20 protein-coding genes are annotated in these 24,516 nt (G+C 60.8%); 7 read left to right on the top strand and 13 right to left on the bottom strand.

The features are described from left to right. Positions 1-9 precede the first annotated feature (9 nt). The gene (locus KUA23_RS13405) at positions 10-1,077 is read right to left on the bottom strand and encodes an ABC transporter substrate-binding protein (protein WP_078048262.1); all 1,068 of its coding nucleotides are present in this window, start codon (positions 1,075-1,077) and stop codon (positions 10-12) included. A gap of 403 nt (positions 1,078-1,480) precedes the next feature. Here KUA23_RS13405 and KUA23_RS13410 point away from each other — a divergent pair, with 403 nt between their 5' ends. From KUA23_RS13410 to KUA23_RS13425, 4 genes are all read left to right on the top strand, one after another. Next, positions 1,481-2,557, top strand: coding sequence for a sigma-54 interaction domain-containing protein (locus KUA23_RS13410; RefSeq protein WP_078048263.1), 1,077 nt, complete (start codon positions 1,481-1,483; stop codon positions 2,555-2,557). 42 nt (positions 2,558-2,599) lie between these two features. Beyond that, positions 2,600-3,217, top strand: coding sequence for an LbetaH domain-containing protein (locus KUA23_RS13415; RefSeq protein ID WP_078048264.1), 618 nt, complete (start codon positions 2,600-2,602; stop codon positions 3,215-3,217). Positions 3,218-3,309: 92 nt separating this feature from the next. Beyond that, positions 3,310-3,828, top strand: coding sequence for a sigma-70 family RNA polymerase sigma factor (locus KUA23_RS13420; protein WP_252994112.1), 519 nt, complete (start codon positions 3,310-3,312; stop codon positions 3,826-3,828). Then, positions 3,825-4,751 carry a FecR domain-containing protein gene (locus KUA23_RS13425; protein ID WP_252994113.1) on the top strand — a complete coding sequence of 309 codons (927 nt, stop codon included), beginning with the start codon at positions 3,825-3,827 and terminating at the stop codon, positions 4,749-4,751. Before KUA23_RS13420 ends, KUA23_RS13425 begins: the two co-directional genes overlap by 4 nt. Before the next feature lie 83 nt (positions 4,752-4,834). On the opposite strand, the gene KUA23_RS13430 is transcribed toward KUA23_RS13425, so the two are convergent. Genes KUA23_RS13430 through KUA23_RS13440 form a run of 3 tightly spaced genes read right to left on the bottom strand, consistent with a single transcriptional unit; the run spans position 4,835 to position 7,336 of the window. Further along, positions 4,835-5,551: an ABC transporter ATP-binding protein gene (locus KUA23_RS13430; protein ID WP_078048267.1), complete on the bottom strand. Its 717-nt coding sequence runs from the start codon at positions 5,549-5,551 to the stop codon at positions 4,835-4,837. Beyond that, a complete protein-coding gene (locus tag KUA23_RS13435; protein WP_078048268.1) occupies positions 5,548-6,369 on the bottom strand; it encodes an ABC transporter permease in 822 nt (273 codons plus the stop codon). The genes KUA23_RS13430 and KUA23_RS13435 overlap by 4 nt, the downstream gene beginning before the upstream one ends. 10 nt (positions 6,370-6,379) lie before the next feature. Continuing rightward, the gene (locus tag KUA23_RS13440; protein WP_078048269.1) at positions 6,380-7,336 is read right to left on the bottom strand and encodes an aliphatic sulfonate ABC transporter substrate-binding protein; all 957 of its coding nucleotides are present in this window, start codon (positions 7,334-7,336) and stop codon (positions 6,380-6,382) included. Positions 7,337-7,654: 318 nt separating this feature from the next. Here KUA23_RS13440 and KUA23_RS13445 point away from each other — a divergent pair, with 318 nt between their 5' ends. Continuing rightward, positions 7,655-7,870, top strand: a complete 216-nt coding sequence (locus tag KUA23_RS13445) for a TOBE domain-containing protein (RefSeq protein WP_003173733.1) — start codon at positions 7,655-7,657, stop codon at positions 7,868-7,870. A gap of 118 nt (positions 7,871-7,988) precedes the next feature. Here the strand turns inward: KUA23_RS13445 and KUA23_RS13450 are convergent, their stop codons facing one another. Then, on the bottom strand, positions 7,989-11,339 hold the full coding sequence (locus KUA23_RS13450; RefSeq protein WP_252994114.1) for a hypothetical protein: 3,351 nt from the start codon (positions 11,337-11,339) through the stop codon (positions 7,989-7,991). A 345-nt stretch (positions 11,340-11,684) separates the two neighbouring features. On the opposite strand from KUA23_RS13450, the gene KUA23_RS13455 reads away from it, so the two are divergent. Further along, on the top strand, positions 11,685-15,956 hold the full coding sequence (locus KUA23_RS13455) for a hypothetical protein (RefSeq protein ID WP_346356404.1): 4,272 nt from the start codon (positions 11,685-11,687) through the stop codon (positions 15,954-15,956). 60 nt (positions 15,957-16,016) lie between these two features. Here the strand turns inward: KUA23_RS13455 and KUA23_RS13460 are convergent, their stop codons facing one another. Genes KUA23_RS13460 through KUA23_RS13475 form a run of 4 tightly spaced genes read right to left on the bottom strand, consistent with a single transcriptional unit; the run spans position 16,017 to position 18,721 of the window. Beyond that, positions 16,017-17,162, bottom strand: a complete 1,146-nt coding sequence (locus tag KUA23_RS13460; RefSeq protein ID WP_252994117.1) for a MalY/PatB family protein — start codon at positions 17,160-17,162, stop codon at positions 16,017-16,019. A gap of 59 nt (positions 17,163-17,221) precedes the next feature. After that, entirely contained in the window at positions 17,222-17,815 is a 594-nt protein-coding gene (locus KUA23_RS13465; RefSeq protein WP_252994118.1) for an FMN-dependent NADH-azoreductase, read from the bottom strand. Continuing rightward, entirely contained in the window at positions 17,812-18,252 is a 441-nt protein-coding gene (locus tag KUA23_RS13470) for a GNAT family N-acetyltransferase (RefSeq protein ID WP_252994119.1), read from the bottom strand. The genes KUA23_RS13465 and KUA23_RS13470 overlap by 4 nt, the downstream gene beginning before the upstream one ends. Next, the gene (locus tag KUA23_RS13475; protein WP_252994120.1) at positions 18,245-18,721 is read right to left on the bottom strand and encodes a carboxymuconolactone decarboxylase family protein; all 477 of its coding nucleotides are present in this window, start codon (positions 18,719-18,721) and stop codon (positions 18,245-18,247) included. Before KUA23_RS13475 ends, KUA23_RS13470 begins: the two co-directional genes overlap by 8 nt. Before the next feature lie 131 nt (positions 18,722-18,852). Here KUA23_RS13475 and pdxR point away from each other — a divergent pair, with 131 nt between their 5' ends. Continuing rightward, on the top strand, positions 18,853-20,229 hold the full coding sequence (gene pdxR, locus KUA23_RS13480) for a MocR-like pyridoxine biosynthesis transcription factor PdxR (protein ID WP_346356405.1): 1,377 nt from the start codon (positions 18,853-18,855) through the stop codon (positions 20,227-20,229). A gap of 70 nt (positions 20,230-20,299) precedes the next feature. On the opposite strand, the gene KUA23_RS13485 is transcribed toward pdxR, so the two are convergent. The 4 genes from KUA23_RS13485 to KUA23_RS13500 all read right to left on the bottom strand — a co-directional run bounded on the left by KUA23_RS13485 (position 20,300) and on the right by KUA23_RS13500 (position 24,504). Next, positions 20,300-21,376, bottom strand: a complete 1,077-nt coding sequence (locus KUA23_RS13485; RefSeq protein WP_252994121.1) for a nucleoside hydrolase — start codon at positions 21,374-21,376, stop codon at positions 20,300-20,302. Between the two features lie 28 nt (positions 21,377-21,404). Continuing rightward, positions 21,405-22,715 (bottom strand): MFS transporter, encoded by a 1,311-nt coding sequence (locus KUA23_RS13490; protein ID WP_078048278.1) that lies wholly within the window; start codon positions 22,713-22,715, stop codon positions 21,405-21,407. 320 nt (positions 22,716-23,035) lie between these two features. Further along, positions 23,036-23,668, bottom strand: a complete 633-nt coding sequence (locus KUA23_RS13495; RefSeq protein WP_252994122.1) for an N-carbamoylsarcosine amidohydrolase — start codon at positions 23,666-23,668, stop codon at positions 23,036-23,038. 83 nt (positions 23,669-23,751) lie between these two features. Then, complete coding sequence (locus tag KUA23_RS13500; protein WP_010210656.1) at positions 23,752-24,504, bottom strand: maleate cis-trans isomerase family protein; 753 nt, start codon at positions 24,502-24,504, stop codon at positions 23,752-23,754. Positions 24,505-24,516 lie beyond the last annotated feature (12 nt).

A 24,516-nucleotide genomic window follows, 5' to 3' on the forward strand; every position in this document is an offset into this window, starting at 1 on the left:
ATTTCCCTATCAAGGATTAGTGCTGACCTGGCCGCGCAGGGCCGGCCAGTAGTCGGTGAGTTTCAGGTCGATCAGGGCCTGGTTAGTGAAGCCGGTGGCCAGAGACGGGCCGATGTCGTAGGTATCGCGAATCAGGTGGTTGGCCAGGGCGTAGGCGGTCAGCGCCTGGTAGTGGGCCTTGAGTTGCGCATCGCTTTTTGGCGCCCAGCGTTCTTTCCAGGCCACTGGGTCGTTCTGGTCGTCGCGGCGCAGCACGCTTTCGGCGGTACCGGCGCGGGAGGACAGCTGGTAATAGGCATCCTGGTTCTGTGCTTGGGAAATCCACCAGGCGGCCTTGACCCAAGCGGTTGCGAGTAATTGAGTGATGTCCGGGTGCTGCTGGACGAAGGTGTCGGTGCCCCATAAATCGGAGACCAGGCGCCAGTCATTGCTGCCTTGCTTGGTCGACCAGATGATCTTGCCCACGCCTTTGTCTTCCAGGGCATAGGCTTCGCTGAGCAGCACGGCCGCATCGACCTTGCCGGCCGACACCGCCGCCGCGCCGACCTGCGGGTTGAGGTTGGCGATCTTGAAGTCGTCGAGCTTCAAGCCCTTGCTGGCCAGGAAGTTACTGAACGCAAACTCCCATGGTCGCCCCCGGTGCAGCGCCAGGCGCTTACCCTTGAGGTCTTCGATGGTCTTGGCGCTGGAACTTTCGGGCACCACCAGGTAGATGTTGTTGCCGCTGCCGCCGGGCACGATCAGCTTGCCCGGCACGCCACCGGCCCCGGCGATCACCGAGGGCAAGTCGCCGCGTACGGCGAAGTCCAGGCTGTTGTTGCTGAAACCTTCGTTGATCTGCGGACCGGCGCCGGCGTGGGGCAGGGCGATCCACTCAAGCTTTACGCCGCGCTCGCGCAATTGCGCTTCCAGCCATCCCTCTTCGATCACCCGCCCGGCGATGCCGCCGAATACCGGCTTGCCGCCTTGGGTAAAGGCGACGATGGCGATTTTTACCGAGGCCGGCTCAGCGTGGACCGTGCTGAATGCCAGCACCCCGAACAGCGCCGCGACGGTCTTGCGCCAAAGGTTTTTCATGGGCGTTCTCCCTACCTGAATGGACAACCCCCCTGTAGGAGCCGGCTTGCCGGCGATGAGACCGTTAAGCCTTGCAGCGCCTGAAAAAACGCTCTCGCCGGCAAGCCGGCTCCTACACGGGAATTGTGTTGGCAGGAAGAGAGCAGATTGCATGCCAGTCGCTGGGAAAATCGCTCTAGGCCGCATGCTGCAAGGGTTTCAGCGGTAGCTGCGCGGATGCCGCCTCACCCCGGCTGCTGATGTGCAAACACGCAAGTGCTGGCCGATTGCTGCTCCAGCAGCAGTCCATGGGCGGGGTGTTGGTATATTCGATCAGAGAATATATAAATATTAATTAATAATTAAATGGTATAGAAAACTTCATGCACTATTGAGCACGCGCTTTTACTGCCAGGAATGCACCATGTCGCTGATCACCCATCCCAACGCCCGCGAATTGACCAAGTCGGTGCGTGCCACCGTGCTAGTCTTCAAGGACCCGCGCTCACAGGAATTACTCGCGCGCATCGAGCGCCTGGCGCCCAGTGAAGCCAACACCTTGATCATCGGTGAGACGGGCACCGGCAAGGAATTGGTCGCGCGGCATATCCACAATCTGAGCCGTCGTGGCCGTGAACCCTTTGTCGCAGTCAACTGCGGTGCGTTTGCCGAAACCCTGGTGGAAAGCGAACTGTTCGGCCATGAAAAGGGCGCGTTTACCGGCGCCACCACCCACAAGGCTGGTTGGTTCGAAGCGGCCAATGGCGGCACGTTGTTCCTTGATGAGATCGGTGATTTGCCGCTGAACATGCAGGTCAAATTGCTGCGCGTGCTGCAGGAACGTGAAGTGGTGCGCCTGGGTTCGCGCACGCCGATTCCGATCAACGTGCGGCTGGTGGCGGCCACCAACGTCAACCTGGCCGACGCGGTGGTGGCCGGGCATTTTCGTGAGGACTTGTTCTACCGTTTGCACGTCGCCACCATCCGCCTGCCACCGCTGCGTGAACGTCCGGGGGATATCCTGCCGCTGGCCGAGTTCTTCCTCGAAGAACACTGCCAACGCCTGGGCTACAACCGTGCGAGCCTGAGTCTGGAAGCCGAGCGCAAGATGCTCGAACACAGTTGGCCGGGCAACATCCGTGAGCTGGAAAACGCGATTCACCACGCCTTGCTGGTGTGCCGCAACCAGCGCGTGCAGCCGGCGGATTTGCACCTGGTGGACATGCGTTCCTCGGGCATTCGCCAGGACGAAGCCAACCACGCGCCGCCGGCCCTGAGCGGGCCCGTGGACCTGGAAAGCGCGCTCAATGCTCTGTTCGAGCAGAACATTCCCGACCTCTACGAACACATCGAAGAGACGATTTTTCGCGCGGCTTATCGCTACTGCCACGGCAATCAGCTGCAGACCGGCCGCTTGCTGAATATCAGCCGCAATATCGTGCGCGCGCGCCTGGAAAAAATCGGCGAACTGGGCAAGCCGGTGTTACTCGACGGCCAGTAATGCTAGGTTTTCGAACTTCCCTGACCGCTGGAGGGTTCGACGTTGATCCGACTTGCTGACTACATCGCCTATTTTTCCGATTCGGTGCTGGCGCCCTGGGCTGCGCTGACGCCCTGGGCACTGGCCACCCAGGCGCCTGCGGTCGTTCGCCAGTTGTTGGCTGAACTGCCCGCCGACGAGTACGTCATCCAGGATGAAATCGCCATACACCGTACTGCCACCGTGGAGGCAGGTGCGTTGCTCAAGCCGCCCCTGATCATCGGCGCGCATTGCTTTATCGCCAGCGGTTCGCTGTTGCGGGGCGGATGCTGGCTGGATGAGCATTGCATCATCGGCCCCGGTGCCGAATTGAAAACCTCCTTCATGTTCAGCGGCAGCAAGCTGGCGCACTTCAATTTTGTCGGTGATTCCGTGCTGGGGCACGGGATCAACCTGGAGGCGGGGAGCATCGTCGCCAACTACCGCAATGAGCGCGATGACAAGGAAGTGCGAGTGCGGGTCGACGGCACCTTGCAGCGCACCGGTTGCGACAAATTTGGCGCGTTGCTCGGTGACCAGTGCCGTATCGGCGCCAATGCGGTACTGGCGCCGGGGGCGGTGCTCACGCCGGGGAGTGTGGTGGGACGCGGGCAGGTGTTTGATGGAGAAGCCTGCGTATAAACGCAATGTTGAAAAGGGCATGGTGTGTCGGCACGATATTAAATAGAATGAATCTCATTTGAGACTCACTCGCGCCGCGCAGGTCGCTAGCCATGAATGATGCTGTTGTTCCGACCCACGCCCCCGAACTCACGCTGTCGAGCCTGTATCGCGACCACCGTAGCTGGCTGGAGAGCTGGCTGCGTCGGCGCCTGGGCAATGCCTGGGATGCTGCGGACCTGAGCCAGGATACATTCTTGCGGGTGCTCGCCAGCGCCCAGCCGATCGCGCAGATGCAGGAGCCGCGCGCTTATCTGGTGACCGTCGGCAAGCGCCTGCTGGTGAATTTCCATCAGCGCCGTAGCCTTGAGCAGGCCTACCTGAATGCCTTGGCCAACCTGCCGGAAGCCTGCGTGCCGTCGCCCGAGCAGCGCTGGCAGGTGCTGGAAACCCTGCAAGCCTTGGACGAGTTGCTCGATGGCCTGCCGGTGCTGGTGCGCCGCGCGTTCCTGTGGAGCCAACTGGAAGGCCTGGGCTATCGGCAGATCGCCGAACGCCTGGACGTGTCCGAGCGCACGGTCAAACGCTACATGGCTCAGGCCTACGAGCATTGCCTGCTGGTGGACCTGTGAGTCGCGACGTTGCCCGTGCCGCCGCGCAGTGGCTGGCGCTGCTGGAGTCCGGCGCAGCCACCGAGCGCGATCACGCCGCGTTGCAGCACTGGCGCGACAGCCATCCCCAGCATGAACAGACCTGGCAAAAAGCCCAGACCTTGCGCCAGCGTTTAAGCGACTTGCCCCAGGCCCTGGCGATGGCCAGCCTCGACCGTCCGCAACCTGGGCGCCGCGCCGTGCTCAAGCGTGCCTTGGGTATCGCGGCACTGGTGCCGACCGCCTGGCTGGTCAGCCGTCAATTGCCCATCGAGGCATGGCGCGCCGACCTGCACACCGCCACCGGCGAGCGCAAACGCATGCCATTGGCCGACGGCGGTAGCCTGCAACTCAATACCGCGACAGCGGTGGATATGGACCTGGCGCAGCGGCGCATCACCCTGGTGGACGGGGAGCTGGCGCTGAATCTACCGGGGGGCACGGCCATGACCGTACAGACCCGCTATGGCGAGTTGAGCGTCAGCCAAGCCGAAGTGTGCGTACGCCAACAGGCCAGCGGCTGCCTGGTGTCGGTGCTCAAGGGCGCGGTCCAGGTGCGCGACCTGAACGGACACAGGGCAACGCTGCAGGGTGGGCAGCAAGCGCCGCTGAAAGCCGATGGCCTGGGTGCCTGGGCGCCGTTTGATGTATTGCAACTGGGCTGGCGCGACGGGGTGCTGACCGCGCAGAACCAGGCGCTGGGTGACTTCCTGCGAGAGCTGGAGCGTTATCGGCCGGGTGTGTTGCGTTGGGAGCCGAGCCTGGAAAGCCTGCGGGTTACCGGCAGTTTTCGCCTGGACGACACTGACCGCATCCTCAACCTGCTGGCCTCGACCCTAGGGCTGGAATTGCACGCACGCACGCGCTATTGGGTCACCCTCACACCGCGTAAATCCCTGACCTGATCCCCCCGCAGGAGCCCGGCTCGCCGGCGATGGCGCCCTCAAGGTCGCCATCGCCGGCAAGCCGGGCTCCTACAAGGGTGGGGTCAGATAACGTGGGCGCGCTGCAGCTCGGTCAAGGACAGCGCCTTGAGCTGCGCCAGCAGCGGATCACGCCGGTCCCTGGGATGGGGCAAATCCACCGCAAGCGCCTGGCGAATACTGCTCGGCCGGTTGTCCATCACCAGCACCCGGTCACTCAGGTACAGCGCCTCGTCCACATCATGGGTCACCAACAGTAGGGCGATGGCATGGTGTTCGGCCAATTGCAGCAGCAGGTCCTGCAGCTTCATGCGGGTAAAGGCATCCACCGCGCTGAAGGGTTCATCCAGCAGCAACACCTGCGGGCGTGAATACAGGCCCCGTGCGATGGCCACCCGTTGCGCCATGCCGCCGGACAACGCCTTGGGCAACGCCTGGGCAAACCCCTTGAGGCCGACTTCGTCGATCAGTTGCGTAACCCAGGCCTTGTCGTAGTGCTTGTCATCGCTGAAACCGATGTTCTGTTCCACCGTGAGCCAGGGCATCAGCCGGGGTTCCTGGAACACAAAGGCGACTTCGCCATCGGGGCTGCGCAGTTCGCCCTGGAAGTCTTTTTCCAGGCCGGCGACGATGCGCAGCAAGGTGCTTTTGCCACAACCACTGGGGCCCAGCAGGCTCACGGCTTCACGAGGTTGCAGGGCCAGGCGCACGTCTTTCAGCACGGTGGTGCTGGCGAAGCTTTTGCGCGCGACGTGAATGTCCAACAGCGGTCGTGTGCTCATTGTGCTGCTCCCTGGAACGTGTCTCGCCAGGCCAGGCAGCGTTTCTCCAGCGCGGCGAGCAGGCCATCACTGACTTTGCCCAGCAGTGCCAACACGATGATCGCCGCCAGCACGATGTCCGGCCGTGAAGTTTCACGCCCATCGCTGAGCAAGTAACCCAGGCCCTTGGTGGCCGCGATCAACTCTGCCGCCACCAGAAACATCCACGCCAGGCTCAAGCCGCTGCGCAACCCGGTAAACAGGCCGGGCAGGGCGGCCGGCAACAGGATGCGCCGCACCAGGCGCCAGCGACTGAAGCCGTACATTTGCCCGACTTCCACCAGCTTGCGGTCGATATCACGAATGGCGGCGACACCATTGAGGTACACCGGGAAAAACGCGCCGATGGCAATCAGCACGATCTTCGACGTCTCGTCGATGCCCAGCCACAGCAGCAACAGCGGCACCCAGGCCAGGCTCGGAATCGAGCGCAGCCCGGCGAAGGTCGGTTCCAGATAGGCTTCGGCCTCACGGCTCAAGCCGACCCAGGCAGCAAATACCAACGCCAGGCTGGCGCCGATGGCGAAGCCCAGCAGCACGCGGCCGAGACTGGCACTGATGTGTTTCCACAACGCCCCTTCAGCGAGATCCGTGAGGGTCACGGCGATCTCACTGGGCGCCGGCATCTGATACGACGGCAGCCAGCCCACCCGAACCACCACCTCCAGCACCAGCAGGATCAGCACCGGCAACACCAGGCCCTTGAGCCGCCTCGGCCAGGCACTGCGGTTGATCGTCACGGGTGTTGCCAGGGGCAATGCTTGGGTTTTGCTGGTCATCACGCGCTCCTTAATGGCCGAACGAGGTGTCGATCAACTGGTCGATCACCTGGTCCACATTCACGCCTTTGCGCACTAACTCTTCGGACACCAGGATCGGTGCCGCCGCTTTGGACGACACTACATCCTTGCTGCTCAAGAACGGTGTGCTCAGGTCGGTACGCGAGAGTTGCAGCTTGGCCACTTCCAGCGGCAGGCCAGACTCGTCGGCCAGCAGCTTGGCGAATTCATCCGGGTGTTTCACCGCCCAATCCCGAGCCTTTTCATACGCGCCAAGCACTTTGGTGATGGTCTGCGGATGCGCTTTGGCGAACTTCTCGGTGACGCTGACCACGCCGTAGCTGTTGAAATCCTTGTTGCGGTACAGCAGGCGCGAACCGGCCTGGATTTCGCTGGCGGCCATGTGCGGGTCGAGGCCGGCCCAGGCGTCTACGTCACCTTTCTCCAGGGCGGTGCGGCCATCCGGGTGCTGCAGGTGCACCAGTTCCACATCGTCCTTTTTCAGCCCGGCCTTTTGCAGGCTGCGCAGGGTGAACAGGTAAGGGTCGGTGCCTTTGGTGGCGGCGATCTTCTTGCCTTTCAGGTCGGTGACGCTCTTGAACGGCGAGTCCTTGCGCACCACCAGGGCGGTCCATTCGGCGCGGCTGTAGACATACACCGACTTGATCGGGCTGCCATTGGCGCGGCTCAGTACGGCGGAGAGGCTGGCGGACGAGGCAAAATCCACACCGCCACTGTTGAGGTATTCCAGGGAACGGTTGCTGCCCTGGCTCAATACCCAGCCCACCTTGGATTGCGGCAAGGCTTGTTCCAGCCAGCCAAAATGCTTGAGCACCAAGCTGACGGGCGAGTAGTAGGCATAGTCCAGATTAACTTCGGCGGGATCGGTTTCGGCGGCATGGGCCAGGGGTTGCAGGCACAGGGCGAGCGCGCAGGCGCCGAGTAAGCGTTGGGTGAAGGGTTTCATGGAACAGCTCCGGCAAGGCGTTGAGAGAAGGTTTTTCTTATATTCAGAAAAATGAATCGGCATGTTCCATCATGCTTTTCAGGAATATGCAGTCTCTGTGCCATCTCTGTCGGACGCGTGTTTGCTGGGCTTGCGGAGGATAAGGCTGTAGCGGGAACGGGCAAATTGTTGATCAACTGTCGGTGGTGCAACAGCTTGCATATATCTGTATCGAATAAATAAAGAGTTATATATTCCTTTTAATATCTTTGTCGATGGCGCATTTTGAGGGCCTGCGCATTCGTGCGGATTGACCCAACAGCCAAAAGGAAAGCCGACATGACCATTAAAGCGATCAACGTGCGCAACCAGTTCAAGGGCGTGATCAAGGAGATCCTACTGGGGGAAGTGGTGTCGGAAATCGACGTACAGACCGCGTCCGGCATCGTTACTTCGGTGATCACCACCCGCTCGGTGCGTGACCTGGAATTGAAAGTGGGCAGTGAAGTGATTGCCTTTGTGAAGTCCACCGAAGTGTCCATCGCCAAGCTGTGAACCCAATCCCAATGTGGGAGCGGGCTTGCTCGCGAAAGCGCCATATCAGTGATGAATGTATCGACTGACACTCCGCATTCGCGAGCAAGCCCGCTCCCACATTTTGCTTTGCGTACACTCAGGCGATTTTCGGGCCTGAACCGCCGGGTGGATGGGGCTGCGGTCTTTCCGGCGGGGCATCGCTGGGCAGGTTCTTGGGTTTCTCGTTCGGATCCTTGTAGTCCTTGTGCAAGCCCCCGTCCAGGCGATTGCTCGACGAGCCGCCTTTTTGCGGCGTTTCGTCAAAGTGTTCCCACTCCGATTGCTGGAAGCGGAAGATGCTGTCATCGGTCGGCGCGTCACGGCCACCGTAATGGTGGATCTCGTAGTGGGCGTATTCAACCTTGTCGGCCCAGTTGTCCTGCAACAGACCGTCGCCCGCCAGGTCGCGGTACCAGTCGTTTTCCTTCTCGGTGGCCTTCTGCTTTTTGTTGTGGTCGACAAAGTAGCCGATGATCCCGCCCACCACCGCCAGCACCACGCCCACCAGGAACAACGGCCCGGTGAGTGCCGCCGCCGTGCCCGCGCCAAACAGCGCTGCCGCCCCCAGCACCCCGGCAGAGGCGCCGAACGCGCCGCCGGCCACTTGCAGGCCACCGGCCGCCTGGGCTAAGGGGTCCTTGTCTTTCACGCCGCTCTTGATCGCCAGCGCACCCAACACGATGTCGGCAAACCCCCCGGCAATGTCCGTGGCCGGGCCGAGCACCTTGATCACGGAACCGGCGATCTTCGCCGATTTGGACGCGCCCAGCTTGGCCGCACCCGCAGCAGCGAGGCCGTCATCCAGGTGCGTGGCCAAGCCTTCGGTGGCCTCAGTGACGGCCTTGTCGCCGTCGCCGAACAGCGTTGAGATGCCGTCATATTGGCTGTCCGGCACGGCGTCGAGCGCGGTGGCGATCTTGGATTTGACTTCAGACGGCAATTCACTGACGCGGAACTCGAAATTCGGCTCCTGCATGCCGGTCTTGCCCCAGATTTCCGGCAGGGTCTTGTCCAGCCCAAGGAAGTCCACCAGGCCGCCTTTGCCCAGGCTCTCGCCAATTTTGTCGCCCAGGCGCACGAAGTGGCTGGAGCCGCCGGCAAAACTCAGGAAGTCCTTGGCAATGGTCATGCGCTGGGCTGGCGTTTCACCGAGCTTGCCGCCTTTGCCGACCAGCTGGTAAATCCCGGAAAACAGGCTTACACCGGCACCCAGCGAGCCGAGGATGCCCTTGCTGTTGAGGGTGTTGAACACCTCGCCGAGCATGCCGCGATCCGCCACGGGGATGTAGGGTTTGCTCAATGCGGTTTTCAAGTCGGTTTCACTGATCACGCCGTTTTTCTTGTACACGTCGCCCAGCTCTTCAAGGGCCTTGGTGACGGCGGCGGATTTTTCCTTGCCTTGCAGGCCTTCGTTGAGGAATTTTTCCAGGGTTTCCTGCGTGCGACGCGGCAAGTCCAGGACGTTGCCCTTGAGCACGCCTTTGAGCAGGCCGAACAAGTCCTTGGTGGCCAACTCCTTGTTCTCGTCGGAGATCTTGCTCGGGTCCGCCAGGATCGCATTGAGGTCAGTGGTCAGGCCGTCGGCCTGGATATTCTGCGCCGCCTTGCTCGCCGCCTCCGGGTCGAACAGCTGCAAGGAGGTGAGGGTGTCGCTCAGGTCTTTCTGCGCCTCGTAGGTCTTGCCCTGGCTCTGCAGGTCCTTGAGGTACAGCACGTATTCCGGGTTGGAGGTGAGGTCCAGCAGCTTCTGCTTGATCTCGTCCTTGTTCGGCAGTTTGTTGAGCGCCTCGTCCATCTTCGACTTGTAGTCGGCCTGCACGGTAGGGTCGTTGAACAGTTCACCGATCTGCTTTTGCACGGCCTTGCCGTCGATGATGTCGTGCATGTCGGCCGAGGTCAGCTCGGTCTGCTTGTCATCGAACTCACGCCAGGTGGTGTTGAACGGGCGCTTGGCTTCCTCGTAGCCGGTGATGCCATGGCCGTTCTGGTAGGCGGCTTGGGCTTCGAGGGCACGTACCAGCTTGGCCCGTGGGTCGTCCTTGGGTATCGAGCCGTCCTTCACGCCCGCACGGTAGGTGTCGATCAATTGGGTGGTGGCCAGTTCGCTGACGCTGAGGGTCGGCGACTTGTCATCCTTTTCATCGGCGTGCACGCCGGTGTCCATGTTCAGCACATCCAGCTCATCGGACTTGGGCAGGTTGTGCTTGGCGCGGGTGTCGTCCACCGAACTGGCGCTGGAAGCTTCCCACTTGGCGGCCACATCGTCGTAGAGCTGCGGGCTGAGTTCCTTGGAGACGATCACCTTGCCTTCGCTGGTTTCGTAGCGGATCAGGCCATCGCCCAGCTCATCCGGGGAGCCGAAGGTGATGTCGGTGTTCTTCAGGAAGTCGTTCGGCCCGGCCAGCTTGTAGCCTTCGCTCTCGCTGGTGTGGATTTTTGCCCAGGTCTCGTTGGCGGTGGCGACGCTTTTGAACAGCTCGGGGCTGACGTCGGACGACACCACCACCTTGGTGCCGTCATGCAGCTCGTAGGTGAGGATGTGGTCTTTCTGGTCGTTGTTCCAACTGAAGTTCTTGTAGTCGTTCAGGCCCGGCACCGGGGTGTTGGCATCCGCCAGCACCGCGCCGTTATTGAGTTCGCCTTCCACCATGGCTTTCTTGCCGGGGTCGGTATAGACCGCGTGCAGGCCCGCCAGGTAGTCGAATAGCTTGGGGTTGTCATCGCGGGCCACGACCATCTTCTGGCCGTTGCTTTCAAAGCGGATCAAGCCTGGGCCGACTTCATCGACAGGGCCAACGGCGGTGCCGCCGTAGGGTGGCCACACCTCATTGTCACTGGCGCGCTTGTAGCCGGCGTCTTCACTGGTCGCCAGGCCGGTGAAGCTTTCATAGGCTTCCTTGGCCTTCTGGAACGCCTCGGGGTTGTCGCGCTGGCTGATAACGACCTTGGTGCCGTCCTGGGTTTCGTAGCGGATCACGCCCGGGCCGGTTTCATCCGGTGGGCCGAGGGATTTGTAATCGGCGAGTTTCGCCGGCGCGCTGCCGTCGGCACCGAGGCTCTGGTAGCCAGCGTTCTGGCTGGCGACCACGCCGGAGAGCGACTTGAAGTCCTGGCTGACCTGCTTGAACAGCTCGGGGCTGTCGTGCTCGCTGACGATGACTTTCTTGCCGTCCTGGGTCTCATAGCGAATCAACCCGGAGCCGACCTCATCGGGTGGGCCGATGGCCTTGTAGTCAGCCAGGGCCGGCGGTGGAGTCGCATCCTTGGCGGCCAGCTCATAGCCGTCCTTTTTGCTCGCATCCAGCCCGGACGGTGTCTTGTCGTGGGCCTCGACCTTCTTGTTATTGGCGCTGTTCTTGAGCAGCACGTGAAACGGCGCGCCGGACTTGGGTGGCGTGCGGGGAAGGGCTTTGGGGTCGGACGAGCGATCGAGGGGCTGGGTCGTCATGCCATGGAACTCCTGCTGTTGCCGATTGCGGCGGTCGGCAAAAACAGTAACAGCAGGGGTTCGGCGCTCGTTGCGAAAAGTTGTGAATTGAGTCTGCCGGCGACATAAATGTACACACCACTGTAAGGCGTGAGCGGAAAACTCTGATGGGCGCAATGTTGCCAGGTCGATAGGTTGGCCAGCGTCAGGAACATTTACTACAGGGATGGCAAACCTCATAACACGACCGTGAGACTTACCGTGCGAATACCATCCTCCATCGCCTTGCCGACTACTCAGCCTGCCAATCTGCCTGATAGTGACGTTCCCCGCGCCCTATACAAAGAAACACCCGACCACAGTCGCATGCGCCGGGATGTGTCGGGTGCTTCCAGGGATGATCGACATACCCACGCCAACGGCATTCCGGATGCGGATGTTCCCGAATTGTTTCAAGCAAAAGTTACATTCGCTAAACATGAGTTCACCCGTGCTGAATACTCGCGAGGTTATAACGCGCCTGCTTCAGTGGCATTGCCGGGTTATTCCAGAGCAATGAGCGATGTGGCGCTCATGAGGCTTGCGGTGGATAACACACTAAGCCCGGAGCAAATGGGCGCGTTGCAGCGCTTGGCTGAACAGCGGGTTATCAACCGTACTCAAAGCCTGTTGAGTACCTTCACGAAGGTAATCTCAACCCATGGAGTAAAGGTCACTCCTGCGCCACAAAGTTACTATCTGTCCATGGTCAACCAGCTAGCGGAAGGAGAGTGTGCCGGGTTTTCACATTTATTTTCCCTGGCGGTGGCAGAAGGGAAACACGAGACTTTTCTGAGTAACCTCTACTACGCGGTTGCCAATCCGGATACACCGGAGTCCCAGGCGTTTTTCCAGAGAATTACCGAGGTACAGGCCCGTGTAAAAAATCGTGGGATTGCGCATGATCCCGCCACCGTGAAGGTTGCGCCCTACACAGATATCGCCCCCCAGTTGCTCAATTCTCCTGCCACAAAAACGCTCTTGATCAGCAGTGAGGGCCATCGTCTGACCGCTGGCGTTATCGTTGACCCAAAGGGGGGGCGGACGTATTACTTCAGTGATCCTAATACGGGTTTTACTGAGTCGGTGTCTGAGCAACTGTTTAAAAATGTACTGGCGAAGATATTTACCGACCCCGCTCTGAAACATTTCATTCAACCCTTGAAAGGCTTCCCGGGTGAGCCGAAATATCTTATCAGTGTGTTTAATCGTGATTACATTCCGCAGATATCCGGCGCATCCAATGATATCAAGTTCATGTACGACCGTCCTTTGAGTGGGCTGGACACTGTCAACGTGCTCAATGCTTCAAGGTTGCCGACGTTAGAAGACGCCCATCTTCAGACTCATATCCCCGAAAAGACCGCAATGGAAGATTATGACCGGGTGGTAGTGGGGCTGGAAAAAATGCAGGCCAGCAAAGGTATGCCGCAGTATCACCAGGCAATGAGCGTGCTGGAATTGATCAAACTATTCATCGCCAGTCACCCAACGTCAAAACTCATACCGGTCATGGAAGCACTGGCGCAGCGCCTGACAAATGCGATCAATGACGCGGCTGCACCCGTTGAGTACCCCTACGTCTTTGAGCGGATGGAAAAAGACCGTGCCTGGTTGGCTGAGGATAAAGTCGGTCAGCCGACGCATTTTCAAAGTGAAACTATTCAGGGTAAGACCGTTGATATAAAGAGCAATGGTGGTGGGGACCCAGACAGGGCTGCACGGGTGAGAGATGCCGTGGACGAGGCGTTGAAGAAACTCTCGCAGAAGGCCCCGGCCACAGCGCAGGCTATCGGGAACAAAGTCAGGGTGATTATTGCCAACCCTCGCGACCAACCGCAAACACGGCTGTACTTTAATACCCCGCCGACGTTGATCATCGGTGATGATTTTTTTGCGCCAGCCTCTGCAAATGACGCCACGGTTGCTGATCGAATTGGCCAGCAAGGCCAGGTTCAAGCCAGACAAGCTGCGCTGATCGCGGGAAAGCTGGGGATGTTGGACTATTACAAAGCAGACTCCCAAGGATTCCTTGAGGTGGTTAACAACAAGGAACCCTTTCGCGACGGCGGCGACAAAGTCAGCGCACGCGCAACCAGAAGTCCAGGAGATTTTATCGAGGAGTCTTTCACTGCGCGCTTATACGATGGAAAGCTCGATGTCGAAACCGATGCCGCACTCAACAGGCTTTTCGCTCCAGCAGGTAACGCCCCACCCCCCGCCACCACGCAGCCACCGAGCGAGCCGAATCTGCCGGTCGAAACGGGCACATCACCGACCATAGCGGTGGGGGCGATTGACGAGTCTGAAGTAAAACGCCTGCAAGCACTTGATGACGCCCGCGCCCCCTTGCGAATCGGGGAAATGAGCGTCAGTCGGGTCGAACTCTACAAAATGGGCGTGCACCTCAAGGGCAAGGCACTTATAGACACAGTGCCCACGGATGCCCAGGGAAGTATCAGCGGCGACGTGGAGATCGACTACAACCGTCTCCTGACTTTTTTGAAATCTTCATCGACTGAGGTCGGGGCGCGCGCGACACAGATCATCAGTGCAATTGCGGCCCAACGCAGTCCCGTCGCTGGGCCTTTGGCGACCCGCGGCGACGGCAGTCTTGTCCCTGAGTCGTTCCAGAAGTCTCTGCGTGACACATCACAACAGGCTGCTGCGATGCGTGAATTGGAGCGCGGCGGTAAACCGCTGCCTGCAGATTTTTTCTCCACGGCACAAACGTCCAGTACTCCGGGGGGTAAAACCAAAGTCGCTGGCCTCGGCTTCCAGGCGTTCAGCACATTTCAGGGGCTGCGCAGTTCCATAGAGAGTTTCCAACGCGGCGATACGACGGCGGGGGGCATCGCCGTGAGCGCTGTAGCGTCTGACTATGTCGGGATGGGGGTGGAGGTTGGCCTCAACAAAATGGCGCAGTCTGCAGTCACAAAGATGACGCCGACGATAATGGGCTTTCAGTCCTCCACTATAGGCAAGATGATTGGAAAGGTCGCGGGTATTGCCGGCACCGCTATCAGTGTTCCTTTTGATATCTACAATGCCGTCGAATCGTTTAAGAAAGCGGCTGGCAGTAACGGTAAAGAAGCACAGGATCACTATGTCAACGGCGCACTCGCGGTCACCAATGCGGTGACTTCGATAGGCTTGGGCGCCGCATTTCTGGCCGGCGCCAGTGCTGCCGGGCCGGCGGGGCTTGCAGCGGCGGCAATATTGATGAGCGTGCAAGCGATTTACTCGGCCGTGCGGAGTGTGGAGGACATCAATGAGTACACGCCGTTGCCCGGTTCGAAAAAGTTCGAAGTCGGCCTAAAGGCATTCCTGGGGTTTGCCCCGGAATTTGATGTCGTAAAGCCTTATCTGGAAGCGAAATATGCCAAGGAGTACGACACGCAGAAGAGGGAATACCATCAAGCATTCTTGGACGGCCCGAGCAAAGACCATTTTGAACGTGTTGTATTTGGCTCTGCAGACGTAGTCGTTACGCAAGTGCCGGGGAAGGTGGGCTTGACAGGCCAGCACTGGTGGGCGCCGATCACCTATTTGCTGAACCTGATCAAAGTGGATGGGAAGGTCCCGTCCGTCAGCATCAAGGGTGGCAATGATCGTATTAATGCACCTGCCGATTCCTGGAACGGCATGTCGATCAAGCCTGTGGAAGGTGCACAGGGGTCAGGAAAGGCCACGCTTTGGGACTTGGGCGATGGCGATGACGAGGTGGCAGGAATATTCAGAAAACCCAACTACTTTTTGTTGGGGGGAGGGAAAAAACTGATCAGTGGGGGAGAGGTTGATGATACGTTTCTCTTCAACGCTGATGCCCGTCAGACCCGACAGCAAGCAGAGCAGGTCTGGGCTACCCAGAACAATAAAGGTTTCAGTAAAAAAGCCACTGAGCTCTGGGGCGGCGGGGGCCGTAACACATTGGTATTTTCCGGCAGTTTGAGTACCACTTACACCGAAGGCAACGACACTAAAACTGCCAGCTACTCAGGGCATGTCATTGACTTCAAGACCGGAATGATTTCAGTCAGTACGCCAGACTCGAAAACAGAAGGTACTTCTCCCATCGCCTATTTTCATGATTTTTCAAATGCCGCCACGGTTGAAAATGGCGAAAGTTATATCGTGGGCGATGACCATAGCAATCTGTTTACCCTGAACGGCAAGAAAGACGTGGTTCTGACCGGCAAGGGCTCCAACGTTGTCGTGATCAATGGCGGCGCTACCGTTGTCGGAGAGGGTGGCCCCAATACCTACATCGTCAATAAAGGCGATAAGGGGGTGACCATCAAGGACCCGAACAACAGTATCATCAGGCTTGACTACAGCGCGGCACAGGTGTCGGGGTGGCGCGTTTCCCCCTCGGGGGACCTGACTGTAAATTTGAAGGGGGATGAACCTGGAAGCGAACGTCAACTGCTGATCCAGAATGCTTTCTCCAACGATTCAACGAGTGACAAGGCACGGTTGGCATTTATCACCAATGACGGTGTGATGATGGCAATCAACGCGCCACGCCAGCCGGGTTCAGGCACACGTGTTGCGCAGGTCAGCAGTGTTAAAGTCGAAGGTCCCAAGTCCCAAGCCTGAGTCACCAGATAGTAGCAACAGCCTGGATTGACTGGCACCGGGACACAGTGCCAGTCAATTTCAGCGTTTTTGCAGACTGCGCTCCATGCGTTGCAGGCCTTCTTCCAGCATCGCCCGTGGGCAGCCGAAGTTCAGGCGCACGAACTGTTGGCTGTCGTCGCCGAATTCGATACCCGCGCTCAAGCCGACCTTGGCCTGTTCGAGGAAAAACTGCTGCGGGTCATCCAGGCCCAGGGCGCTGCAGTCCAGCCAAGCCAGGTAGGTGCCTTGCGGCGCTTGCATGACCACGCCGGGCAGGCGGGTTTGCACGGCGTCGAGCAGGTAGTCGCGGTTGGCTTGCAGGTACTGCACCAGTGCCTCGAGCCAGTCAGTGCATTCGCTGTAGGCGGCGCGGGTGGCTTCCAGGCCCAGGGGGCTGACGCTGTCGACCATGCCGCACCGGGCCTGGTTGAAGCGCTCGCGGATCTCGGCGTTCTGCACCACGGCGAAGCAGGTCTTCAGGCCGGCGACGTTATAGGCCTTGCTCGCCGACATCAGCGTGATGGTGCGCTGGGCGATCTCGGGGCTGAGACTGGCGGTGGGGATATGACGGCGGCCGTCGAAGCACAGCTCGGCGTGGATTTCGTCGGAGATGATCAACGCACCGTGTTCCAGGCAGGCATTGGCCACGGCCAGCAGTTCTTCACGGGGGAAGACTTTGCCCACGGGGTTGTGCGGGTTGCTCAGCAGCAGCGCGCCGGCGCCGTTCAGTGCCTGGCGCAGGGCCGGCATCGGCGTGACGTACTCACCGTTGAGCAGCTCGAAGGGCACTTCGATGCGCGGCAGGTTCCAGTGTGCCGGCGCCAGGCGGATTGGCCGGTAGTTAGGGGTTTGCAACACCACCGGCTGGCCCGGCTGCACAAACGCGTGCAGCGCCATGTTGAAGCCCGGTTCTACGCCCGGCAGGAACAGCAACTCATCCGGCTGCACGCGCCAGGCGTACTTGTTCCACAGGTCGGCAATGATCGCCTCGCGCACATCCGGCCCCGCGACGCTGTAGCCCAGCACCTGTTGGTCGAGGCGTGCGTGCAGGGCCTTCAGCACGGCGGGTGGGGCGGCGATGTCCATGTCGGCGATCCACATCGGCAAAACGTCTTGCGGGTAGCGGTTCCACTTGGTGCTGCCGGTGCCGAGGCGTGGGTGGATCGTGTCGAAATCAAAGCTCATGGGGGGCTCGTATCAGGGCGTCAGGCGCAGGAATGGCGCTGATTCTAGCGCCATTATTTTTATAGGCCAGAGCTGATTGCGAGCGACAGTTGCCGATGGGCCTGTTCCAGCGCGCGATTCACCGCTTCTTCACCGCGCACCATGGCCGGCAGGTACACAAAATCTACCGACTCAATACCCACCGTCGCCAGGATCGCGGTCATGTACGGGGTAAGGAAGTCCGGTTCATGGCCTTTGCGGGCGTTACCCGAGCTGACCAGCACAAAGGTTCGCCGGTCCTCCAGCAAGCCGACCTTGGCCAATTGCGCATTCACCGTAAAGCTGCGCTGGATGCGCACCACGTGGTCGATCCAGGCCTTGAGCGCCGCCGGCACGGTGAAATTGTGCACCGGGGTGCACAGAATCAGCAGGTCGCAGGCTTCCAGTTCCACGATCAACTGTTCCGAGAGAGCCGTGGCGCTGCTGGTGATTGCGCCGGGGGTGGTCAGCGCGTTGGCATATTCACGGGTCAAGGGCGGCAGTGCCTGGGTGCCGTAGTCACGCTCGGTCACCTCGGCGTCCGGTACCAGGTCGCGCAGCAGGGCACGGGCCAGTTTGAAGGTCTGCGCGGCTTTACCGTGGGGGCTGAAACCGAGGAGCAGGGCGCGGGTCATTGGCTGAGGTCCTGGGAAAAGTGCATGCCCAGGGGCAACAGGCCCTGGCGGAAATAGAAGCGTTGGGCCAGGGCCATGTGCATGCCGGTGTCCAGCACCAGCCAGCGATAGCCGTGGGCGCGGGTTTCGTCACGCACGTGGTCAAGCAGTCGTTCACCGAGGCGGCGCCGCTGCAACGTGGCGTCTACCACCAGGTCATCGATGTAGATAAAGCGGCCATACAGGGTGTTTTCGGTCAACCGGTAGCCGGCCAGGCCGATCACCTGGCCGTGTTCCCGCGCGGCGAGCAGGCGATAGCCGTTTTGCCGTTGGCGCTGGACTTGCTCGGCGAACGCCGTGGCGTCGGTGAGGTGCGGGCGCAGCTGCTGCATCACTGCAAAGCTGGCGACGCAATCGGCCTCGGTTTCCATCTGGACGAACTCGACGTGTTCATTCATGGCTGTGGTTCTCCAGGTGAGCCTTGATTGCCGCCGGCACTTTGCGAAAGCTGATGGCGACACGATTGAGGGCGTTCATCAAGCCGATGGCCAGGGTCAGGTCGGCGACTTCCTTGTCGCTGAACACCGCCGCGACCTGTGCGTAATCCGCATCCGGCACCTGGGTTTGCGCGACCGGCGTTACCACCTCGGCCCAGGCCAGGGCTGCCTGCTCACGCGGGGTGTAGAGTGGCAGTCCCTCACGCCAGGCGGCCAGCAACATGATTTTTTCCAGGCTCACGCCCAGCTTGAGCAGGTCGCGGGAATGGCTGTCCAGGCAATAGGCGCAGCCGTTGAGTTGCGAGACCCGCAGGTACACCAGGTCGATCAGTTCTTTTTCCAGGCCGCAGCCGTGGATATAGCTGTGCACCGAGCCCAGGGCTTTATAACCGGCGGGGGCGGCCAGGGCGTAGTCGAGACGGTGTTTCATGGGCGATCCTTATTGCGGTGAAGAGATGCGCCATTTTCGTGGCTGGCCGGATGGCCTGACAGGGGCATGATTGGACAAGTGGGTTGGGACATGATCAGACTTCGGCCTGTCTTCCCGCCGAGCCACTTGCGATGTCGTCACTGCCCAAATACCAGGAAATCTACCGGCGTTTTCGCCAGGCCATCGACCAGGGCCAATTGCGCGCCGGCGAGCGCGTGCCCTCGGTGCGGGCGCTGGCCCAGGAGCTCAAGGTGGCGCGGGGCACGGTGGAGGCGGCGTATCAACTGCTGGTCAGCGAAGGTTTCTTCGAGGCGCGCGGGCAAGCGGGGACCGTGATTGCCGAGGCGCTGCCGCAGGTGTCGGTGAAACCCATGCCGGTTGCGCTGCCGGTGACTTCAGGCCCTCGGCCGTTGCAAATGGGCCTGCCCGCCCTGGATGCGTTCCCGCGCAAATTGTGGGCACGCCTGGTGACCCAGCAAGTGCGCCGCACCGATGCGGACAGCCTGGCGATGGGCGACGTGCGCGGCACCCAGGCGCTGCGTGTGGCGATTGCCAGCTACCTGGCGTTGTATCGCGGCGTGGAGTGCACGCCCCAGCAGGTGTTTGTGTGTGCCGGGTATGCGGGCGGCCTCACCCTGGTCTGCGAAACGCTTGCGATGGCGGGGCAGCGCTGCTGGTTCGAAGACCCCGGGTACTTGCATGCGCGGCAGTTGTTGAGGCATCGCGGTGTGGAACTGGTGCCGGTGCCGGTGGATCGCGATGGGCTGGATGTCGCGCAGGGCATTGCACGGGGGCGTGGGGCGCGACTGGCGATAGTCACCCCGGCGCACCAGAGCCCCTTGGGTGTGGCGTTGAGCCCGCTGCGGCGGCAGGCCTTGCTGGAATGGGCGCGAGAGCAGGGCAGTTGGGTGGTAGAGGATGACTATGACAGTGAATTTCGCTATCGCGGGCAGCCGTTGGCGGCGCTCAAGAGCCAGGATACGGATGACCGAGTAATCTATGCCGGAAGCTTCAGCAAGATGCTGTTCCCGGGGTTGCGCTTGGGGTATCTGGTGGTGCCTGTGTCGTTGGTGTCGGCGTTTGAGCGTGCGGCCGAGGCGTTGCAGCAGCGTGGGGCGCAGTTGTTGCAATTGACGGCGGCGGATTTTCTCGAGCAGGGGCATTTCACCCGGCATTTGAAGAAGATGCGCCAGTTGTATGCGCAGCGCAGGGCATATCTGGTGGAGGCGTTGCGCGTGCATTGTGCCGGGTATCTGCGGGTGGATGAGCAGGCGGGGGGGATTAATTTGCTGGCGCGGTTGGTGGTGGATGTGCCGGACCTTGTCGTGGCTGAGGCCGCTGGTGGAGCGGGGTTGGCGGTGCAGGCACTGTCTTCCTGGACGCTTGAGGCTGGGCGGGGGCAGGGGGTGTTGATGGGGTTTACCAATGTGGCTTCGGCGTCTGACGCGGTTGTGGTCGCCATGGTTTTGCGTGATGTGATTGATAAGTGCATAACCGTTGACCAATAACGGATATGTACTCAACGCTGAGCAACTGAAAAAGAATGCGCTCCCACGCAAGGTGGGAGCGCCGGGCCGGTCAGTGCTTGACCGGCGTCGGCAGGGTCACGAGGTTGACGTAGCCATCCCAGAATTTCTTCTGGTCCACACCGAACACCACCTTGGCCTTCTGCGTGCCTACCGGGGCGCCTTTCTGGTAGCCCAGTGCGCGGCCGTAGTCGGCGCCGAAGGTGGCGTCTACACCCACCCACAAATCGCGCGATTGCGTGACAATCTCTGGGTTGACCAGGTACAGCGCCGGCAAGCTGTCCCAGGTAAAGCTGTGGTAGCTAGGGTCCTTGTCGAACAACGGCCCGAACTCATGCGTGTACAGGTCGGCAATCGGGCCTTTCTGGGCGATCACGCGTTGGTACACCGCCTTGTCGAAGGTGACTTTCTCGCACACATCGTTGGGGAAAATCACGTGTTCGATCGGCGCGCGCAACACGATCTTCGCGGCCTCCGGGTCGAACCACCAATTGAATTCCGCCGCCGGCGTGGTGTTGCCCGGAATCTCCAGGGCGCCACCCATGTACACGATGCGCTTGATCAGCGGCACGATATCCGGCGCCGAGCGAATCGCCAGGGCGACGTTGGTCAGCGGGCCGACGGCAAGGATCGTCACCTGGTGCGGGTTGGCGCGCACGCTTTGCACAATGAACTGCGCGGCCGTCTCGCTGCGCAGTTTCGTGTGCGTGGCCAGGCCATCCGGTGGCGTGACCAACTGCGCGGGCGAGGTAGGACGCGGGTTCTTGAACGCCCCTGGCCAACCGGAACCGAACAGGGCCTTTTCCGCCTCATAGGTGGCGTAGTCGTGCAGCAGCGGGTAGGCGGCGCCGGAATAGACGCCGACCTCTTTCTCCACGCCCATGCGTTCCACGGCCTTGAGGGCATCGACCTGTTCCTGGTCGACCCAGGCGTTGCCACTGACCAGGGTCATGCCCAGCAGCTCGATGCGTTTTTGCGCGTGCAACTGGGCGAGCATGATGAAGGCTTGGCCGTCATCGTTGAGCACATTGAAGTCGGTGTCGAAGATGACTTTTTCCGCGGCCTGCGCGGTGCCGGCACACAGGCCGACCGCCACAAGCAACGCACAGCGTTTCAAGAAGCCTTGCATGGTGATTCATCCGAAAAAGTTGTTGTTATCAACGGTTCACCAGTTTCGCCGGCAAGGCGATGACCAGGAAGCTGCTGAGAATCAGGCAGCCAGCGAAAAACCACAAGGCACCGGCACTGCTGCCCGTGACGTCGATCGCAACGCCCATCAACGAGTTGCTCACCAGGCCTGCGATATTCGCCACCGAGCAGGCCAGGGCAAAGCCGGTGGCCGCCGCAGTGCCTTTGAGAAAGGTCGCCGGCAGGCTGAAGAACACCGGCACCGCGCCGATGATCGCCGCCGAGGCAATCGCGAACAGCGCCACGGTGGCCGCTACGTTATGGGTGAAGAAGGTGCTGGTGGCCATCGCCGCCGCACCGATGAAAAACGGCACGATGATGTGCCAGCGGCGTTCGCGGTGCTTGTCGGAACTGGCACCGATCAGCAGCATGCCGAGCAGGGCGGCGACGCTTGGTAGTGCAGTGAGCACGCCGATATGGAAGGTGTCGGTGACCCCGGCGTTGCGGATGAAGGTCGGCATCCAGAAGCCCATGGCATAGGCGCTGAGCAGGATCGAGAAGTCGATACCGCCGAGCATCCACACTTTGAGGTTGAAGAACCCGTCACGGAAGCTGTGCTTGCTGCCGGCGCCGTCGGCGTCATCCTTGCGCAGTTCGGTTTCCAGCAGGGCCTTTTCCTCAGCCGACAACCATTTGGCTTGCTGGTAGGTGTTGGGCAGTGCCCAGAAGGTCAGCACGCCCAGCAATACGCTGGGTACCGCTTCGATCAGGAACAGCCACTGCCAGCCGCGCAGCCCGCCCATGTGGTCGAAGTGGCCCATGATCCAGCCGGACAGCGGGCCGCCGATCACGCTGGACAGCGGCAGGCCGATCATGAACAGCGCGATGATGCGCCCGCGCCGATGGGTGGGGAACCAGGTGGTCAGGTAGTACAGCACGCCCGGCAGAAAGCCCGCCTCGGCCGCGCCGAGCAGAAAACGCAGGATGTAGAACTGGGTGGTGGAGGTGACCAGCATGGTGCAGGCCGAGAGCAGGCCCCAGGTGATCATGATGCGCGCGATCCAGATTTTCGCGCCGACCCGTTCCAGCACCAGGTTGCTCGGCACTTCGAACAGGATGTAACCGACAAAAAACAGGCCGGCACCGAGGCCGAACGCGGTTTCGCTGAACTGCAGTTGGTCGAGCATTTGCAGTTTGGCGAAGCCGATGTTGATGCGGTCGAGGTAGGCGGCCAGGTAGCAGAAGCACAGGAACGGAATCAGTTTCCAAGTGATCTTGTGGTAAAGCGTGTTGACCGGGTCGGCGACGGTGGTCGCGGGCGCTGCATTCGCAATGGGCATTGGGTGTCTCCTGGCGGTGACTTATGGTTTTTATACAGCCGCTTTTGTTCCAGCACTTCGGAGTGCTGTAGAAGCGACTTCCAAAGGCAGTGTCAGAAGACTGAGAGCGGCGCCTGGACACGATCCATATGGACGCCGGGCATATGTGGGAGCTGGCTTGCCTGCGATGGCATCGGCGCGGTGTCACTGTTACACCGCAGCGTCTGCATCGCGGGCAAGCCCGGCTCCCACAGGGATCGGTTTCCACATTTGAATGTGTTCCAAGGCCGGGCCTCAGTTTGTTCAAGACCGCACTCTATGGCGCGGTTCTCAGTACCGTCTTATTGCTCCTTGAATTTGCGCATCGCCTCCTGCTTGCTCACTACGTCGCCATACTTGCTGTCGATATCGAACAGGTTGGCTTCATGGGGGGCCGGGTGCCGGTCGCCGACGCATTCGCGCACGACGATGGTGCGAAACCCGTGTTGCACCGCATCCACCGCCGTGGCGCGGATGCAGCCGCTGGTGGAACAACCGGCCAGTACCACGGTGTCGATGCCCTGGGCATGCAGCATCGGCGCCAGGCTGCTGCCGAAGAACGCACTGGCGTACTGTTTGGTGATCACCACTTCATCGGCCTGGGGCAACACGTCGGCGCAGAACGCCGCCAGTGGGTTGCCTTCGATCATGTCTTTCATCACCGGGGCCTTCTTGACCCAGATCCCGCCATCGACGAAATGGCCGGGATGGTAGCGGATATTGGTGTGCACCACCGCAATCCCGTGCTTGCGTGCGGTGGCCAGCAGCTCGACGCTTTCAGCTACAGCCGTGACCACACCCGGCGCAAACAGCGGCGCGCCTTCGGTGGTGTAGCCCTGCATGAAGTCGATCATCAGCAGTGCGGCTTTCTTGCCGAAGCCGATGCGGTTGCCCCATACGCCTTGGTAGTTGGCGTCGGCGGATTGTTCACTCATCGTTCAACCCCTCATTCATGTCTGTCGTGAGCGCGCTTTTTTTGCGGCAAGCCCGCTCACCACAAAGGAACTCTCCGCTCCCGTTAATAAGCGCCGGAAAGCAGGGCGCCAGCACCGGGAACGATAGGTTCCAGGTCCAGGGCCTTGAGCATCGCGTAGGTAGTGGCGATGGCGGCGGTGAGCACCGGTTTGCCGGTTTGCGCCTCGACCTTGGCCACCACTGGCAGCGATTGCATCTGCACGCAGGCGGACAGCACGATCACATCGACACCTTCCAGGTTCATGCCGGCGACGATAGCCGGCAGGTTGGCTGGATCGTGGCGGGCCACTTCGAGGTTGTCCGGGATCTCCAGCGCACGCCAGTCCACCACCTCGAAGCCTTCTTCGCGGATGTAGTTCACCACCAGTTCGGTCAGCGGTTTCATGTACGGCGCAACAATCGCGATGCGCTTGGCGCCCATCACTTTCAGGCCTTCGATCAAGGCGCCGGCGCTGGTGATCACCGGGGCGTTGGCGTCGTTGTCGGCGGTGGCTTTGCGCAGGCGTTGTTCGGAGTTGCGGTGATAACCCAGGCCCATGGCCATGATCGCCACCAGGCACGCATAACCCAGCACATCGACCTTGGCGTCGGACAGCTCGACGGCACAACGGTCGGACTCGCCGTCCATGGCCGCCAGTTCTTCCTTGCGCACTTGCTTCATGCGCATGCGGCTGGAGTGAAAGGTAAAACGCTCGGGGCGGATCGCCTGGCGTGCGGTGAGCATCGCCGGGATCTCGGTTTCCATGGTGGTGTTGGAACTGGGCACGATCTGGCCGATGCGGTAAGGCTTCTGCATGGTGGTCTCCAT

Origin of the sequence: Pseudomonas pergaminensis (assembly GCF_024112395.2) — a bacterium.
GTDB classification, from domain to species: domain Bacteria; phylum Pseudomonadota; class Gammaproteobacteria; order Pseudomonadales; family Pseudomonadaceae; genus Aquipseudomonas; species Aquipseudomonas pergaminensis.